Origin of the sequence: Zeaxanthinibacter enoshimensis (genome assembly GCF_004362865.1) — a bacterium.
Taxonomy (GTDB): Bacteria; Bacteroidota; Bacteroidia; order Flavobacteriales; family Flavobacteriaceae; genus Zeaxanthinibacter; species Zeaxanthinibacter enoshimensis.
Genome location: NZ_SNYI01000001.1, coordinates 781,587 through 796,702 on the forward strand (window position 1 = coordinate 781,587; position 15,116 = coordinate 796,702).

The following is a 15,116-nucleotide window of genomic DNA, read 5'->3' on the forward strand; positions in this document are numbered from 1 at the left end:
GCCTTATCCCCGGTTTTTTCGATGAAATACCTTTAGCCCGGTAAGTTTTTGAACACCTAGGGACAGGCATTAGTAATATTCGTCCTACCTCCGTATAAAAAGATCTATTTAAATCGCACCTTAATATCCTAAACCCTCCAGAGCGCGTAATCACAATAAAATTTATATCATGAGAAACTTAATATTTGCACTTCTTTGCTGTATCTGCTGGCAGGTTGATGCCCAGGAACAATTATTCGCGTATGATTACAGATCCGTTCCGGCTGAAGAGATGAAGACATTTATGGAAAACGAAGCCATGTATTGGAGTAAAATACATGGGAACCTTTTAAAGAAAGGGCACATTACCGGCTGGAGCATGTGCACCCGGGTAAATGGTCTGGAATCAGAACCCAATGTTTACTTCTACTACGGGATTGGCAGTTATGAGAACCTTGATAAAATAGGCGAACACTGGCAAGCAGCCCGCGACGAAGTGCGAGGGACCATGAATAAGGAGCAATTGGCTGACATCGATCAGCGGATCAAACAAAAGAAATTTCGTGTTGGCGAAGTATTGTTGAATCGGATATCAATGGCCTCCACTGATAATCCACAATGGAAATACCTGGTTCATAATTATACCAATGCTACGGATGTAAATGCATTCTTGACTGCCCAGGACCAATATTTTAAACCCCATTTTGAAAAACATATGAAAGCCGGCAACACCAAACAAGTATTATGGTTGACAGCTATGGTATTAAGTCCACAGGGTTACGGGTATAATTGGAATTCCTACACCGTTGACGGCTTTGTAAAGTACAGGGATATTTTTAATGCCTGGACTTCAGAGGTTGAGTGGCCGCAAGAAGGTTTGGAGGCCGTCTCTAAGACCATGAAGAACGAACAGTTCTATAAACGAGTCATCTGGCAACGCAGAATGTGGCTAGATGATCAAGGGAAATTAATGACCAACTGATACTGAAACCTCCTGTGACAACAGGAGGTTTTTTTCTTGCTCTATTTCTGCATCTTCAGGTAGTAGTCGGCGGAATGCTTCCCACTCCCGTAAAAGAGGAAGAAAACACATACGATCAGCACCAGGCTTGCCAGTAGAAGGTTGGAGACGTTCATTGTTCCGAAAAAATTCACCAGGATGGCACCTGCGAGAATCGGAAATTGGGTGATTACGGACCAACGGGTAAATAAACCCAGGATGATGAGAAGTCCGCCCACAAAGTGTGCGGCTACCACGTAATGAATGATCAGCCAGCTTCCGGGCATATTTGCAAACGGTTGCATCACTTCGATGAACTGTACCGGGTTAGACATAAATAGAGTTCCCTTAATGAGGAGGAATACTCCCAGCGCGATCCGCAACAGATCCAAGGCATAATAAGTATGGGCATTAGCCCATTTGTTCAGTGTCTTAACGCGTCCCATGTTGTGAGGTTTTATGGTTATAGGCTATATTAAGATACTCATTTTCAGTAATATATTTATTATAACTCTGATATTTAACGAGTTAGTCCTGAATGATCGGTGTTAATTTTGCTACACCAGGTCTGAGAAATGAGGTTAACGGTGAAAAATTGATTTTTCCGTGTAACAAATTCTATCTTGGAGCAACCAATAGCAGAAACCAACAGACCAACCCGGTGTTCAGACATTTTATAAGCCTACAACGAAAATCGTTCTTCCGCTCCTCCAGTTTTGGTAAAAGCCTTGCCATTAAGATACTCATGGGATTCTTTGCCCTTTATATGCTGGCGTCATTTTTAGGCCTGGGTGTGGCCTTATATTTTATTCTTGAAAAACAATTCCCGGGTTCGGATCCCCTGCTTATCCTGTCAGAATACCTCGTTTATTGGGTACTGGCAGAACTGTTTATGAGATATATGCTTCAGAAGCTGCCTTATATGGACGTAAAGCCACTACTGATCCAGCCCATTTCCAAGAGCAGGATCATACATTTTTTGCTGGGGAAGACAGCCTTCAGTTTTTATAATTTTATGAGCCTGGTGTTCTTTGTTCCCTTTGCAGTTGTATTAGTGAACAAGGACTACCCGGCTATACAGGTTGCCGGTTTTGTAATGGCAATGGTATTTATTGCCCAGGCGATCAACTACACCAATTTTTTGGTTAATAAGAATGAGAAGGTGTTAATTGGGCTGGCCGTCTTATTAGCGCTGTTCTCCGGGCTGGAATATTTTGATATCTGGTCTGTAACTGCCTATTCAGGGCAAGTATTTTACAGCTTCTATAGCTATCCCGTTGCTTTCCTGCTTCCCTTACTACTGGTCGTGGTACTCTACACCATTAACTACCGCCAGTTAAAGCAGTTACTGTTCTTGGATGTGGCGGTTAAGAAGAAAACACAGGCAGTATCGGGAAGCGACCTGGGCTGGACACGCCGGCTGGGAAATGTCAGCCCGTTTGTCCGCCTTGATCTGAGGCTCATCTGGCGGAATAAGCGCACCAAAACCCAGGTTTTCATCTCGCTCGCCATGGTGTTATATGGCCTGATCTTCTACACTATGGACGATTTTGGCAGTACTTCCGCAATGCTGGTCTTTGTCGGCATCTTTATTACCGGAATATTCATGGTGAATTTTGGCCAGTTTATTCCTGCCTGGGACAGTGAATATTATGGGATGATGATGGCCCAGAACATCCCGCTACGCCTGTACCTGGAATCTAAATCAGTGCTTATTTCGGTAAGCATTATAGTCATGTTCCTGCTCAGCATTCCCTATCTCTATTTCGGGTGGGAAGCGCTGGCGATCAATACCGCCTGCGCATTGTATAACCTCGGGATCAATATCCCGGTAGTACTCTATTTTGGCTCGTTCAACAAAAAACGGATAGACCTTACCAAGAGTCCCGTAGGCAATATGCAGGGAACCAGTGCCACCCAGTTCCTGATCATCTTGCCCTTGATGGTCCTGCCTATCCTGCTCTACCTGGGCATTAAATTCCTGTTCAGTTTTGAACTGGCCCTGTTGATCCTGTCCTTGTTGGGAGTGGGCGGGTTTGGGGCGCGGAATTACCTGATGGAGTTCATCACATCGGCCTACCGCAAAAGAAAGTATGCCATGGTAGCCGGGTTTGGCGAACGGAATAGTTAGAATTCAACCTAATTTCATTAACAACATCGTAAATGATCACAACACACGAACTCAGTAAGAAATACAAGAACCAGGTAGTTCTTAACCTACCTTCGCTTAGCATTCCGAAAGGACAAAGCTTTGGCCTGGTGGGTAATAACGGGGCAGGCAAGACTACATTCTTCAGCTTGTTGCTAGATCTTATCAGGCCCAGCACCGGCTATGTCACCAATGGCGATGTACGTGTGGACGGGAGCGAGGATTGGAAACCCTTTACCTCTTCCTTTATTGATGAATCATTCCTGATCGGGTACCTGACCCCTGAAGAATATTTCTATTTTATCGGGGAGTTGAGAGGGCGGAACACTTCTGATGTCGATGCATTACTGGCGAAATTCGAGGATTTCTTTCACGGGGAAATTTTGGGCCAGAAGAAATACCTGCGAGACCTCTCCAAGGGAAACCAGAAAAAAGTGGGCATCGTTGCATCATTTATCGGGGATCCCGAGGTGGTAATTCTTGACGAACCCTTTGCTAACCTGGATCCAACTACCCAGATCAGGCTGAAGCAGATCATAAAGGACCTCGCTGCGAAGAAGGGGGTCACAGTACTGATTTCCAGCCATGATCTTATCCATGTGACCGAAGTATGTGAACGGATCGTGGTACTCCAGAAAGGTGAGATCGTTAAGGATATAGAGACCTCCGAAGCTACGCTGAAAGAACTTGAACATTTCTTTTCCGGCGATGCGATCAGGCAGGAAGCCTGATTTTCAATTTCCAACCAGGATATCTGGATCCACTGAGCTCCCGCCTGTAAAGCGGGGGCTTTTTTTTTTGCAGGCTTAGTGTTTATTCCCGGCTTGGTAAGTGAAACTAGGAGCCCGGACATTAATCATAGCACTTTGTCCATATTATCCCGGGATCGAGGATTAATAGCTTTAATATTCGGATCCAGGATCAGTAATGCAAATAACGAACCCATAAATTGAAATATCATGAGAAGTACCATTCTGCTGTTAATAGGAATTTTATTGCTATCCTCCTGCGAGGAGAAGAAGGAAGAGACCGCCATGGAAACTCCAAAAACCAACCCGGCCATGGAAAAATTCCATGCAAACGTGGAAACCACGAAGAAACTGATTGATGCGTTTATTGAAGAAGATACCACGGCAATGGCCATGTATGTTACGGACGACTTTATCTGGTCTCCGCCCAGTGTTGGCCGTGATTCACTATCCCGATCAGAATGGATCAGCAGCATGCAGACCTTTATGGACAGTTATGATGAGATCACGCTGACCGATCCACTGTTTTATGCAGGACTCTCAGAAGAACAGGAACCCAACGGGGATGTCCGCGCTTACGGCCTTTGGAAAAGTAAGTTTGCGGAAAGTGGAAAGGATCAGATGTTAAAATGGTACTCGGTCTTATTTTTTAATGAAGAGGGAAAGATCGTCCACCAGGCCGAATGGTATGATACGGCCGACCTGACTCGCGAAATCGAATAACAGGTATATAATACTTCATGGCATCCATCCACCGGTTTTTTTGATTTAGCTGGCGGATGGATGCTTTTTGTTTAAATGTGATCGACAGAACCGTAAACATTGGAATTGCAATGACACCCCGACAGCCGGGCTTTTTGTTGGATTATTCCCATTCATGCGTGACCTTTGCCTTTTAAACAAAATTGCATGATCGAATTAACATACCGTTCTCAAGCCGTCGATACACTGGATTATGATGATATCGACGCTATTTTGAATACGGCTAGAAGTTTTAACGGGGAACATGATATTACCGGTTGCCTGATATACCATAAAGACCATTTTGTTCAGATACTGGAAGGTCCGGAAGGGAAAGTGTCAGAATTATTCGAAAAAATTTCATCTGATTCCAGGCATAAGGACGTGGAGCTATTGTCTAAAGGGGTTAAACAGAACAGGGACTTTTCTTCCTGGAGTATGGCATACCAGACTTTGGTCAATGGGCCAATAGACAATGATCTCCTGCGGTTATTTGAAGAGAACCTGCTAACCATGGCTAAGTTCTCAGACCTCAGATCAGATGTGATCCGTACCTTTTGGGGAGCTGTTTCGATGATGATGGAAAATAAGGTTGACAGGATTGCTAGCCAGGGAATGAGGAGAGAAGGTTAGCCCCCGCGAAAATCTTATCTTTACTTAAATTTAGGACTTCACAATCCTCCCAAGCTGCTCGTTAAATGAAAATGCAAATGCCTTTCAGGGATATATTACTCTTGACCGTCTCGGTGGGATTTCTTTTGCAAGGGTGTGGATCTGCGACCAGCCCGCACCAGAAAGAATACAAGAAGATATGGAAAGAGATCGTGAATTCTCCGGAATGGGAAGAGTCTATTGCTGTCAGTGACTCACTGGAAGCAGCTGAAGGCAGGGCTGCTTATCCAAGAACTCGCAAAGAATTCAGGGTGGCAAAGGCTGATGGAACTCCTGTGATGGATCCGGCATTTGTCGAAAAATACCATTCCTGGGTATCCCAGGCCTATTTTAAGATCATACAGGAAGCATCACGGGCTGATAAACACATTGAAGGCTCGTACTTGCAGATGCTTGCGGAAAGTGAAGCAGGGAATACCGCTGTGAGCGAGGAAGAGTTAGCAATGGCAAAAGAACGATACCTGACCCACAGGCGGATGCTCGATGGACTGAAGAGCTGGCGGGCTTTCGAGAAAGATGGTTCGGACGATCTCGACTTTTTCAACGCAGAATATGTCATGGAGGCTTACCGCATGCATAAAAATGATCAGAGTGAAGACAGCATCATCAGTTTCCTGATGGTCAAACTGGCAGATCTATACCACCTGGAGGAAACAGAAAGTCGGATTAACGAAGACTGAGCAGGAATTCCAGGAATTCCTCGCTGTTGTAATCATACATTTTCCTGGTTTTATACGCCAGATTTCCGTCGGAATCGATAACAAAAGTTGTGGGCAGCGTTTTTGCTTCGTAGAATCCGGGTAATTCTCCTTCTACCGTATAGATATTGAAACCATATCCCTTGCGGTCCACAAATTCCTTGGCGCGTTCAAAATCCTTATCCACGGACACCATCAGCATTTCAACATCATTTCCCGGTAGTTTTTTATGTAAGGCATCTATCCCGGGCATTTCCGCGATACATGGGGGGCACCAGCTCGCCCAGACATTGATAAAAATGACCTTTCCCTTGTAATCTGAGAGCGAAACGAGGTTGCCCCGGGTATCCCGGAGCTCAAGGCTGAAATCGGCTATGTCCTTCTCATTTGATTCCTCTGCCGGTACATCAACCTGGTTAGGGGTGATGATTCCCCTTGCCAGCAGGCTCCTGTGTGCCATACTTAGCATTTTCTTCGGTACTCCACTCAACACTAGCGCTACAGCGGCTATTAACAGTACACCAATGATGACAAGTTTACGATTATTACCTTTCTTCATAGGGTTATTTTATATGAGGTGCGCAAATTTCTGTTGAACATTGCAATTTTCTGTCTAAACTTTTGTTAATATATACTTATAATCTGGCAGTTTCGTAATTTTGCAGACTAGATGAAGAAGATCGCTCATAAAATTTCGGCTCTAAGTTTAGCCCTACTGGTGCTGTTCTCTACCTTTTCCTTTACGGTAGATTTCCACTATTGCGGTAATCATCTTATGGATGTAGCTTTCATGTCCCAGGTAGAAGCCTGTTCCATGGAACCGGATATTCCAGCCAGCCCGGGAGATTGTGTTGCGAAAAATACCTGTTGTACAGACCTCGCCCTGGTTCAGGACGCCCCTGAAGGGATCAACCTTGGTCCTGAGATTCATCAGGGTCCGGATGCAGATTTTCAACTGGAGTCTCCCCTTCTGCCTCAATTGATTCCTGGAATACATGTCCCGGTAAAAGATCTCATTGAAATTTATAAACCCCCGGGCCGGTCAGTAGACCTGCATTTGATGTTCCAGACCTTCCTGATTTGATTTATGACTATTACCTCGTTGTAAGAACAGTAATAGCATAAATTATAAATCACATGAATAAACTATTTTTTTTAGCCCTCTTTTGCATTGGCATAACCGCTATTGCGCAGGGACCACCAATCACCGCGGATAATCCCATTATGCTGGGAGGTAAGAGCTTTACAGTAAAAACACTGATGGAGATCCGGAATACGGAGAGGGGAACCGCTTTTTACGCACCCTTAGTGTTGAATTACCTGCCTACGGCTAACAGCCTGGTCTCGGTGCAACTGCCGTATATTACCTATGATTTTGAGGATACAGGCTCCGGAAACGGGCTCGCAGATATTAAGCTACTTGGAAAATACCAATTTCTCAGGAAAGATGCCATGGGGAAAACCTTCAGGATGGTGGCTAAGACAAAACAAAGTCTCCCAACTGGGAAGGAACTCGATGTCATGGGTCTGAGTACCGGGATGTATGAAGGATATTATGGGATAATATCAGGGTACGAGACCCTTAAATACGGGATTTCTACCGAGATCGGGTACAACTGGATGCCGGGTGGCACCATGGATGCCTTTGAAACCCATTTAGGGTTCGGGTTACCCCTATTAAAACCACAGTACCCCAATAAGCAGTTAAACCTCTACTTTGAATACAGCAGCAACTGGCTTTACGAGAGAAATTGGTACCAGTTGCTATATGCGCAGGGAATTCAGTATGCAGGCAAGACACTTACTGTAGACCTTGCGCTGCAATTACCCCTTGTGCAGGACATGCCGGCAGACAGGGCGTTGAATTACAGTGTACTTTTTGGAACCCGGTATACATTTTAAACTTAAAACTTAATTTAAACTAATAATTACATAAAAATGAAAAAGCTAATAGCAATACTAATGATAGCCTTTGCAGGTCTTGCCACAATGCAGGCTCAGGGAGGGATGGATAAGTTCCAGGTACAGGTAGATGGCTTAGGCTGTCCTTTTTGTGCCTATGGCCTGGAAAAGAAATTCAAGGAATTCAAGGGAATAAAAGATGTTGCCATCGATATAGAGACCGGGGATTTCACCTTTTCTTACCCGGCTGAAAAGGCGCTGAGCCTTGAAGCTGTAGAGAAGCAGGTAGAAAAGGCCGGCTATACACCTATAGCAGGTGGTGTGACCCGTAGCGACGGAACTATTGAGGCCCTCCATGGTAAAAAGAACCAGGTGGCAACAAAATCGGCAAAGACGGTTAGCGGAAAAACCATGGTATCCGGTAACTGCAGCATGTGCCAGGCACGAATAGAAAAAGCTGCAATGGACCAGGTAGGTGTCCTGGATGCCTCCTGGGATAAGAATACCAAGATTCTTGAACTGCAGTACGATGAAACGATGACTTCTGTAGAAGCGGTTGAAGAAGCGATCGCCAGGGTAGGTCATGATACCGAACACCATAAAGCGCATAAGGAAGCTTATGAAAACCTTCCCGGATGCTGCCAGTACGAAAGGATAGAATCAAAGAAACCTCAGAGATAAACCCCCACTTGGGCACGGTAAGAACCGTGCCCTTTATTTTACAACTATATGATACAAAGAACTATTTACCTGGTTGCGTTCACGCTGTTGTTCGCAGCCTGCAAGGAGGAGGAAAAAGTTACTTCCTGGACGTACTCTGAAACCATAAGCCTTAAGGCGATAAATCCCATTGGGTTGACCAGTACGGAACAGGGAATCTGGCTTAGTGACGGTGACCGTAACCGATTGGTATTGGTCGATGGTGATGGGAAAGTGGTTCAGGCCTTTGATTCCCTGGACAGGCCGATGCATATCGCAAGTAAAGATAACAGCATATATGTTCCTACTTATGGGAACGACAAAATTCTGAAGATAGACGGTGACCGGGTTCAAGAGATCGTGATCCCGGATTCGCTGGATGCACCTGCAGGTGTGGATATCCGCGGGAATGAAATGGCGATTGCGGATTTCTATAACCACAGGGTGCTGTACAGTACCGACGGGAAAGATTTTTTGTCTGTCGGGAAACAAGGGAAGAAGGATGGAGAATTCTATTACCCTACCGATGTACAGATCACGGACGATGCGATCTGGGTTGCAGATGCCTACAATAACCGTGTGCAAATATTCGATAAATCAGGTAAATTTGTAAAGATTATTGGGGCAGAGGCCAGGATGAATGCCGCCACCGGAATTTATGTTACGGAGAAAGAACTGATGGTGACCGACTTTGAATCGGAAAGGGTACTGGTCTTTGATCACGACGGTAATATGAAACAAGAGTTAAGAAAGGGGGTGACCAAACCCACGGATGTCCTGATCTACAAGGGGGATCTTTATATTGCCAATTACCGGAACGGCAGTATGGTCATCTATAAGAGAAATTAAAAACAAAGGAAAATGCAGCACACCTACCACGTTCAAGGGATGAGTTGCTCCGGATGCCAGCAGCACGTGAAGGCGACACTGGAGAAAATTGAAGGGGTTGAATCGGCCTCGGTAGACCTGGCCAATGCTACGGCTACCGTCACAATGTCTGCCCATATTCCTTTTGAACGCTTAGAGAAAGCATTTTCCGAGGATGGAGGGCATTACTCCATACATTTGCCCGGCGAAAAGCCCGTTGAAAAGAAATCAGCCAGCACAACCCGGGGGACTGGGAGGTTTTATTGTCCCATGCGGTGTGAAGGCGATAAGACCTATGAGAAGGCCGGGGATTGCCCGGTCTGCGGAATGGACCTGGTACCTGAACCCGGTTCTGCGATGGCGGGGAAACAGGAGTATACCTGTCCCATGCACCCGGAGGTGAGCCAGGACATGCCGGGTTCCTGCCCAATCTGTGGGATGGACCTCGTACCCAGGGAACCAGATCTCTCCGCGGAAGAGAAACAATATAAAAAACTCCTCCGGAAACTCTGGTGGGCCATTGCCTTTACCCTGCCCATCTTTATTATAGCCATGTCCGATATGATCCCCGGGCAGCCTTTATCACACCTTGCAGATATGAAAACCTGGAACTGGGTACAACTGCTACTCTCTGTCCCAGTAGTATTTTATGCCACGTGGATGTTCTTTGAAAGAGCTTACCGTTCTGTAAGATCCTGGAATCTCAATATGTTCACCCTGATTGGGATCGGTGCGGGAGTTGCCTGGCTCTTCAGTCTTTTCGGATTGCTATTCCCCCAATTTTTCCCTTCTCAATTCCTGGACCATGAAGGGAATGTCCACGTCTATTTTGAAGCTGCAACCGTGATCCTGACCCTGGTCTTACTGGGACAGGTTTTGGAAGCAAGAGCCCATAATAAGACCAATGCCGCAGTAAAAGCCCTCCTGGAACTGGCACCTAATAAGGCTACCAGGATAAATGATGGGAAAGAAGAAGTTATTGCGATTGATAAGATTAATGTGGGAGACCGGTTGAGGGTAAAGCCGGGGGAGAAGATCCCGGTTGATGGGAGAATTACGGAAGGGGAGACCACCGTAGATGAATCCATGATTACCGGGGAGCCCATGCCCGTGAATAAACAAATTGACGACCAGGTTACTGCCGGTACCATCAACGGGAACCAGTCCTTCCTGATGGAAGCTGAAAAAGTAGGTGCAGATACTCTTTTGTCCCAGATCATACACATGGTCAGCGAGGCCAGCAGGAGCCGGGCTCCTATCCAGAAATTAGCGGACCGGGTGGCTGCCTATTTTGTTCCCGGGGTTGTGATCATTGCTGTGCTGACCTTTATAATCTGGTCAGCCTGGGGCCCTGAGCCTGCCCTGGTCTATGGCCTGGTCAACGCTATTGCCGTATTGATCATCGCCTGTCCCTGTGCCCTTGGCCTGGCAACACCAATGAGTATCATGGTTGGTGTAGGGAAAGGAGCTCAGCACGGGGTGCTGATCAAGAATGCCGAAGCCCTGGAAGAGCTTAACAAAGTTGACACCCTGATCGTGGATAAAACGGGTACCCTTACAGAAGGGAAACCCCAAGTAGAGAACGTTACTCCAGTAGATGGTGTAGAGAAAACAACTCTTTTAGAACTACTGGCTGCGGCCAATCAGAACAGCGAGCACCCTTTGGCGGAGGCAACAATGAATTATGCCAGCGAAAATGATATTAACTGGCCCAAGGCGACGGAGTTCGAAGCTGTGACCGGGAAAGGGGTGCAGGCCATTGTATCGGGGAAGAGGATCGCGGTTGGCAATGAGAAGATGATGCAGCTGGCAAAAGGAGCCATCCCCGGTGAATTGCAATCCGTAGCCAATGCGCTGCGGGACAAGGGTAAAACGGTTTCTTATATTTCCAGGGATTCTGAGGTCATCGGGCTGATCGGGATCGGGGACAGGATTAAAGAGAGCTCGGCTGCAGCGATCAAGGCGCTGCAGAAAAGAGGTATAAAAGTGATCATGCTGACCGGTGACAATATAAAAACGGCCGGGGCGGTTGCCAAACAACTTGGACTGAGTGATTTTAAGGCCGGGATGCTTCCGGGGGATAAACAGGACGAAGTTAAGACCTTACAGGAAAGCGGACGTATTGTGGCCATGGCCGGAGACGGTATCAACGATGCCCCTGCCCTGGCACAGAGTAATGTGGGGATCGCCATGGGTACCGGGACCGATGTAGCGATAGAGAGTGCCGGGATTACCCTGGTCAGGGGAGACCTGCAGGGAATCGTAAAAGCCCGGATACTGAGCGAGAAAGTGCTCAGGAATATTAAACAAAACCTGTTTTTTGCACTCGCGTATAATGCGCTGGGTGTTCCTGTGGCAGCCGGGGTACTCTTCCCGTTCTTCGGGTTGTTGCTCTCCCCTATGATCGCTGCCGCCGCCATGAGTTTCAGCTCAGTATCCGTAATCACCAATGCGCTGCGGTTGCGTTCTGCTAAATTAGTTTAAACCAAATGATGATAGAGGGGGATAATTTCAGACAAGATTGCTGTACTCAGGCCTCTTTTTATCAGGACAGTTATTCTTAAGGCGCAAAAGCAGGTTTTTTTAGTACAGGGATGACAGGGAGAACAAAGGAGACCGGGTTATCCGTAACCGATTTTCGTATCTTGCTTCCCTATAAATATTACCTTACCCTAAAGTGCAAATGCATCTAAGCACCCGGCTGGCTATACAGGCATTATTATTCGCGCTCCCGCTTATCCTCTGCGCTCAGCGGTTGGTTCCCCCTATAGAGAACTTCAGGCCCTTCCAATACGGTGCAGCCAGTAAGAACTGGGACATCAGCAGTAATGCTGAAGGGGAGATCTTTATAGCAAATAACAGTGGTCTCCTGCATTATGACGGGGAGTCGTGGAACCTTAATAAATTACCCAATAGTACAATATTACGCTCAGTAGCCACCCAGGGAGACAAGATCTTTACCGGCTCCTATGAGGAATTTGGTTTTTGGGTAAAGGGTCTTACGGGCGAACTGGAATATACCTCGCTTACCCACCTGATCCAGGATCACACCTTCACCAGTGAAGAATTCTGGGAGATACTGCCGATGGAGGACAGGATCGCTTTCAGGTCATTTTCTACTGTATACTACTACAAAGACGATAAAATTACGGTAATAGAACTCCCGTTCTTTGTGTCGGATATAATAGAATACGAAGGGCGGTTACTTGTCGCATCAAGTTATTCGGGTCTTTACGAATTGGCAGAAGATAAAGTCGTTGCTATTGATACCGGCAGTGCCTGGGAGAATACGACCATAACTGATATGGCCGTAACTCCCTCCGGCCTGATGCTGGGGACCAAACTCCGGGGGTGTTTCCTGCTGCAGGGGGAGAAATTAGTTCCCTGGAATAGCAGTGTCTCCGCTTCACTGAGAACACATCAGCTGAATAAGATGATTACCCTTGAGAACGGGAATATGATCTTTGGCACAATCAAGAACGGGGTATACCTCTACGATTGGCAAAAGGACCACTACACCGAGATCAATAAAGAAGCGGGCCTGCAAAACAACACTATCCTGGGATTGCTCCAATTCCAGGACCAGCTATGGGTCGGGGAAGATATTGGTGTAGACAGGATCCATCTGGACAGCCCCTTGCTATTCTACACGGACACATCCGGCGCATTAGGTTCTGTTTATGATGTAGCCCAGTATGACAGCACTCTCTACCTTGGCAGCAATACCGGTGTCTTTTATTTTGAACAGGATAAATTGAATTTTATCGAGGGATCCCAGGGTCATGTCTGGGACCTGCAACAAGTGGAGGACGAGCTTTTGAGTGGACACAATATGGGAACCTTCCTGGTATCCCCGGCTTCCTTTATCAATATATCGAAGATTACAGGAGGATACAAAATGATTCGTATCCCCGGACGTGTAGAGAGTTTCCTGCAGGGAACATATACCGGACTTGCCTATTTTGAAAAAGATGAAAATGATGGCTGGCAGGTTAAGCAAATACAAGGCATAGATTTCCCGGTACGCTACCTGTGTTTTGAAGATGAGTTTACGCTTTGGGTGGCGCATGCGTATAAAGGTATTTACAGGGTAAAACTGGATAAGTCTTTCAGTAAAGTACTCTCGCTCCAAGGCATTGATAAGGAAGAATTGCCTCACCAGTACAATGTTAAACTGTACAATATCAAGAACCAGATCATTTTGCAGAGCAAAGGGAATTGGTATAAATATGAACCCATTGCCGGTAAGATCACCGAATTTGAACAGTTTAAACCTTATAATGGACATAACCTCTTGTACCAGGAGGGAGAGGCTTACTGGTTCAGCCAACACGAAACCGGGGCCAGGGTTACCTATACCAACCTGGATACCATTGCGATGTTATTGGATTACGGCCCCCTGGTGAGAAGGCTGGTGCCAGACGCAGAGAAAATGGTAAGAAAGAATGACTCGGTTTACCTGCTCACGCTAACAGATGGTTTTGCCGAACTCAACCTGGAAAAGATGATCTCCGGAATCGGGGCCTATTCGGTTCCAGAACCGGCATTATCCGCTATCCGGGACCGCAATGGATCATTGTCGGTCAGAGAGACCAGCTGGAACCTTTCTTATAAATCTTCAAGAGAAATAAGGCTTCATGTCGCTGCCCCGGGTACACTGAAGGCTGATTATACTTACAACCTTCAGGGGCCGTCTGCTCAGGAAGGCAAAGTTAGTGACGGACAGATCACTCTACAGAATCTGGGATACGGAGACTACCGCTTATCTGTGCGCACCCTCGGGCTGGCCAACCAGGTTTCTGAACCATTATGGCTCAGTTTCAGTATTAGCCCTCCCTGGTACCTGTCCTGGTGGGGATACCTGCTCTACTTCATGGTGCTGCTCTTGATCATTTTTACAGTAAGACGGTACAATCGTTTTAAACTGGATAAAAAGCACCGGCTACTGAAAGACCGCATGCAACGCGAACAAGAGAAAATAAGGGCGCTGGAGGAAAAGGATAAATTAGCTGAGGAAGTTAAGATCAAACAAAAGGAGCTGGCACGTACGACCATGAATGTGGCGAAGAAGAATAAACTGATCCTTGAACTCAAGAACCTGCTTTATATGAACAAGGGTAAATTTGACAACCAGCAGCGTTACAGGTCGTATATGAAAAAACTGGACAGCGCGATCAACGATGATGAGGATTGGCAGCGGTTCGAAGTTAATTTTAAAGAACTTCATAATGACTTCTTTGAACTGTTGTTATCACGCTATCCTAACCTGACGCCTAAGGACCTGAAATTGTGTGCTTACCTTAAAATGAATCTCAGCACCAAGGAAATTGCTCCGCTTATGGGGATAACGATCCGGGGTGTAGAGATACACCGTTACCGGCTGAGGAAGAAACTAAACCTGGACAGCCAGGTCAATATCTCCAACTTCCTGATAACACTGAAGTAGTCCTCTGTTGAACCATCCCGGCTAAACCCCTCATTTCTAGCCTGAATCAGACTACATCATCACTACATCACTATGTTAAAGTTCATGGGTACGAAAACGGTTTCGCACCCCTTAATCATTGCGTTCCCTGCTGTTAAAAGGGGTGTTCCGGGTGATGTAATAGTTATGTAGTGGTTGTTGATGTCTTGTAGGGGTGCTGATTGCTATATTCGTA

At 46.3% G+C, this 15,116-nt stretch carries 14 protein-coding genes; 12 read left to right on the forward strand and 2 right to left on the reverse strand.

Annotated elements, in window-relative coordinates; translation table 11 throughout:
* The first annotated feature begins 169 nt into the window (after positions 1-169).
* A complete protein-coding gene (locus CLV82_RS03385) occupies positions 170-961 on the forward strand; it encodes a hypothetical protein (protein ID WP_133642879.1) in 792 nt (263 codons plus the stop codon).
* Between the two features lie 41 nt (positions 962-1,002).
* On the opposite strand, the gene CLV82_RS03390 is transcribed toward CLV82_RS03385, so the two are convergent.
* Positions 1,003-1,425, reverse strand: a complete 423-nt coding sequence (locus CLV82_RS03390) for a DoxX family protein (protein WP_133642880.1) — start codon at positions 1,423-1,425, stop codon at positions 1,003-1,005.
* Between the two features lie 215 nt (positions 1,426-1,640).
* On the opposite strand from CLV82_RS03390, the gene CLV82_RS03395 reads away from it, so the two are divergent.
* The 5 genes from CLV82_RS03395 to CLV82_RS03415 all read left to right on the forward strand — a co-directional run bounded on the left by CLV82_RS03395 (position 1,641) and on the right by CLV82_RS03415 (position 5,970).
* The gene (locus tag CLV82_RS03395; protein WP_133643451.1) at positions 1,641-3,110 is read left to right on the forward strand and encodes a DUF5687 family protein; all 1,470 of its coding nucleotides are present in this window, start codon (positions 1,641-1,643) and stop codon (positions 3,108-3,110) included.
* Between the two features lie 32 nt (positions 3,111-3,142).
* A complete protein-coding gene (locus CLV82_RS03400) occupies positions 3,143-3,859 on the forward strand; it encodes an ABC transporter ATP-binding protein (protein ID WP_133642881.1) in 717 nt (238 codons plus the stop codon).
* Positions 3,860-4,087: 228 nt separating this feature from the next.
* On the forward strand, positions 4,088-4,600 hold the full coding sequence (locus CLV82_RS03405) for a nuclear transport factor 2-like protein (protein ID WP_133642882.1): 513 nt from the start codon (positions 4,088-4,090) through the stop codon (positions 4,598-4,600).
* A 186-nt stretch (positions 4,601-4,786) separates the two neighbouring features.
* On the forward strand, positions 4,787-5,251 hold the full coding sequence (locus CLV82_RS03410) for a BLUF domain-containing protein (protein WP_133642883.1): 465 nt from the start codon (positions 4,787-4,789) through the stop codon (positions 5,249-5,251).
* Positions 5,252-5,316: 65 nt separating this feature from the next.
* Positions 5,317-5,970, forward strand: a complete 654-nt coding sequence (locus tag CLV82_RS03415; RefSeq protein WP_133642884.1) for a hypothetical protein — start codon at positions 5,317-5,319, stop codon at positions 5,968-5,970.
* On the opposite strand, the gene CLV82_RS03420 is transcribed toward CLV82_RS03415, so the two are convergent.
* Positions 5,957-6,547 carry a TlpA family protein disulfide reductase gene (locus tag CLV82_RS03420; protein ID WP_133642885.1) on the reverse strand — a complete coding sequence of 197 codons (591 nt, stop codon included), beginning with the start codon at positions 6,545-6,547 and terminating at the stop codon, positions 5,957-5,959. The genes CLV82_RS03415 and CLV82_RS03420 overlap by 14 nt on opposite strands.
* Positions 6,548-6,658: 111 nt before the next feature.
* Between CLV82_RS03420 and CLV82_RS03425 the strand changes: the two genes are divergently transcribed.
* The 6 genes from CLV82_RS03425 (at position 6,659) to CLV82_RS03450 (ending at position 14,902) form a co-directional block, all read left to right on the forward strand.
* The gene (locus CLV82_RS03425) at positions 6,659-7,072 is read left to right on the forward strand and encodes an HYC_CC_PP family protein (protein ID WP_133642886.1); all 414 of its coding nucleotides are present in this window, start codon (positions 6,659-6,661) and stop codon (positions 7,070-7,072) included.
* A 53-nt stretch (positions 7,073-7,125) separates the two neighbouring features.
* Positions 7,126-7,890 carry a hypothetical protein gene (locus CLV82_RS03430; protein WP_133642887.1) on the forward strand — a complete coding sequence of 255 codons (765 nt, stop codon included), beginning with the start codon at positions 7,126-7,128 and terminating at the stop codon, positions 7,888-7,890.
* Between the two features lie 36 nt (positions 7,891-7,926).
* Positions 7,927-8,571 (forward strand): heavy-metal-associated domain-containing protein, encoded by a 645-nt coding sequence (locus CLV82_RS03435; RefSeq protein WP_133642888.1) that lies wholly within the window; start codon positions 7,927-7,929, stop codon positions 8,569-8,571.
* Between the two features lie 48 nt (positions 8,572-8,619).
* The gene (locus CLV82_RS03440; RefSeq protein WP_133642889.1) at positions 8,620-9,438 is read left to right on the forward strand and encodes an NHL repeat-containing protein; all 819 of its coding nucleotides are present in this window, start codon (positions 8,620-8,622) and stop codon (positions 9,436-9,438) included.
* A 12-nt stretch (positions 9,439-9,450) separates the two neighbouring features.
* On the forward strand, positions 9,451-11,940 hold the full coding sequence (locus tag CLV82_RS03445) for a heavy metal translocating P-type ATPase (RefSeq protein ID WP_133642890.1): 2,490 nt from the start codon (positions 9,451-9,453) through the stop codon (positions 11,938-11,940).
* Positions 11,941-12,139: 199 nt separating this feature from the next.
* Positions 12,140-14,902 (forward strand): helix-turn-helix and ligand-binding sensor domain-containing protein, encoded by a 2,763-nt coding sequence (locus CLV82_RS03450; protein WP_133642891.1) that lies wholly within the window; start codon positions 12,140-12,142, stop codon positions 14,900-14,902.
* The last annotated feature ends 214 nt before the right edge of the window (positions 14,903-15,116 follow it).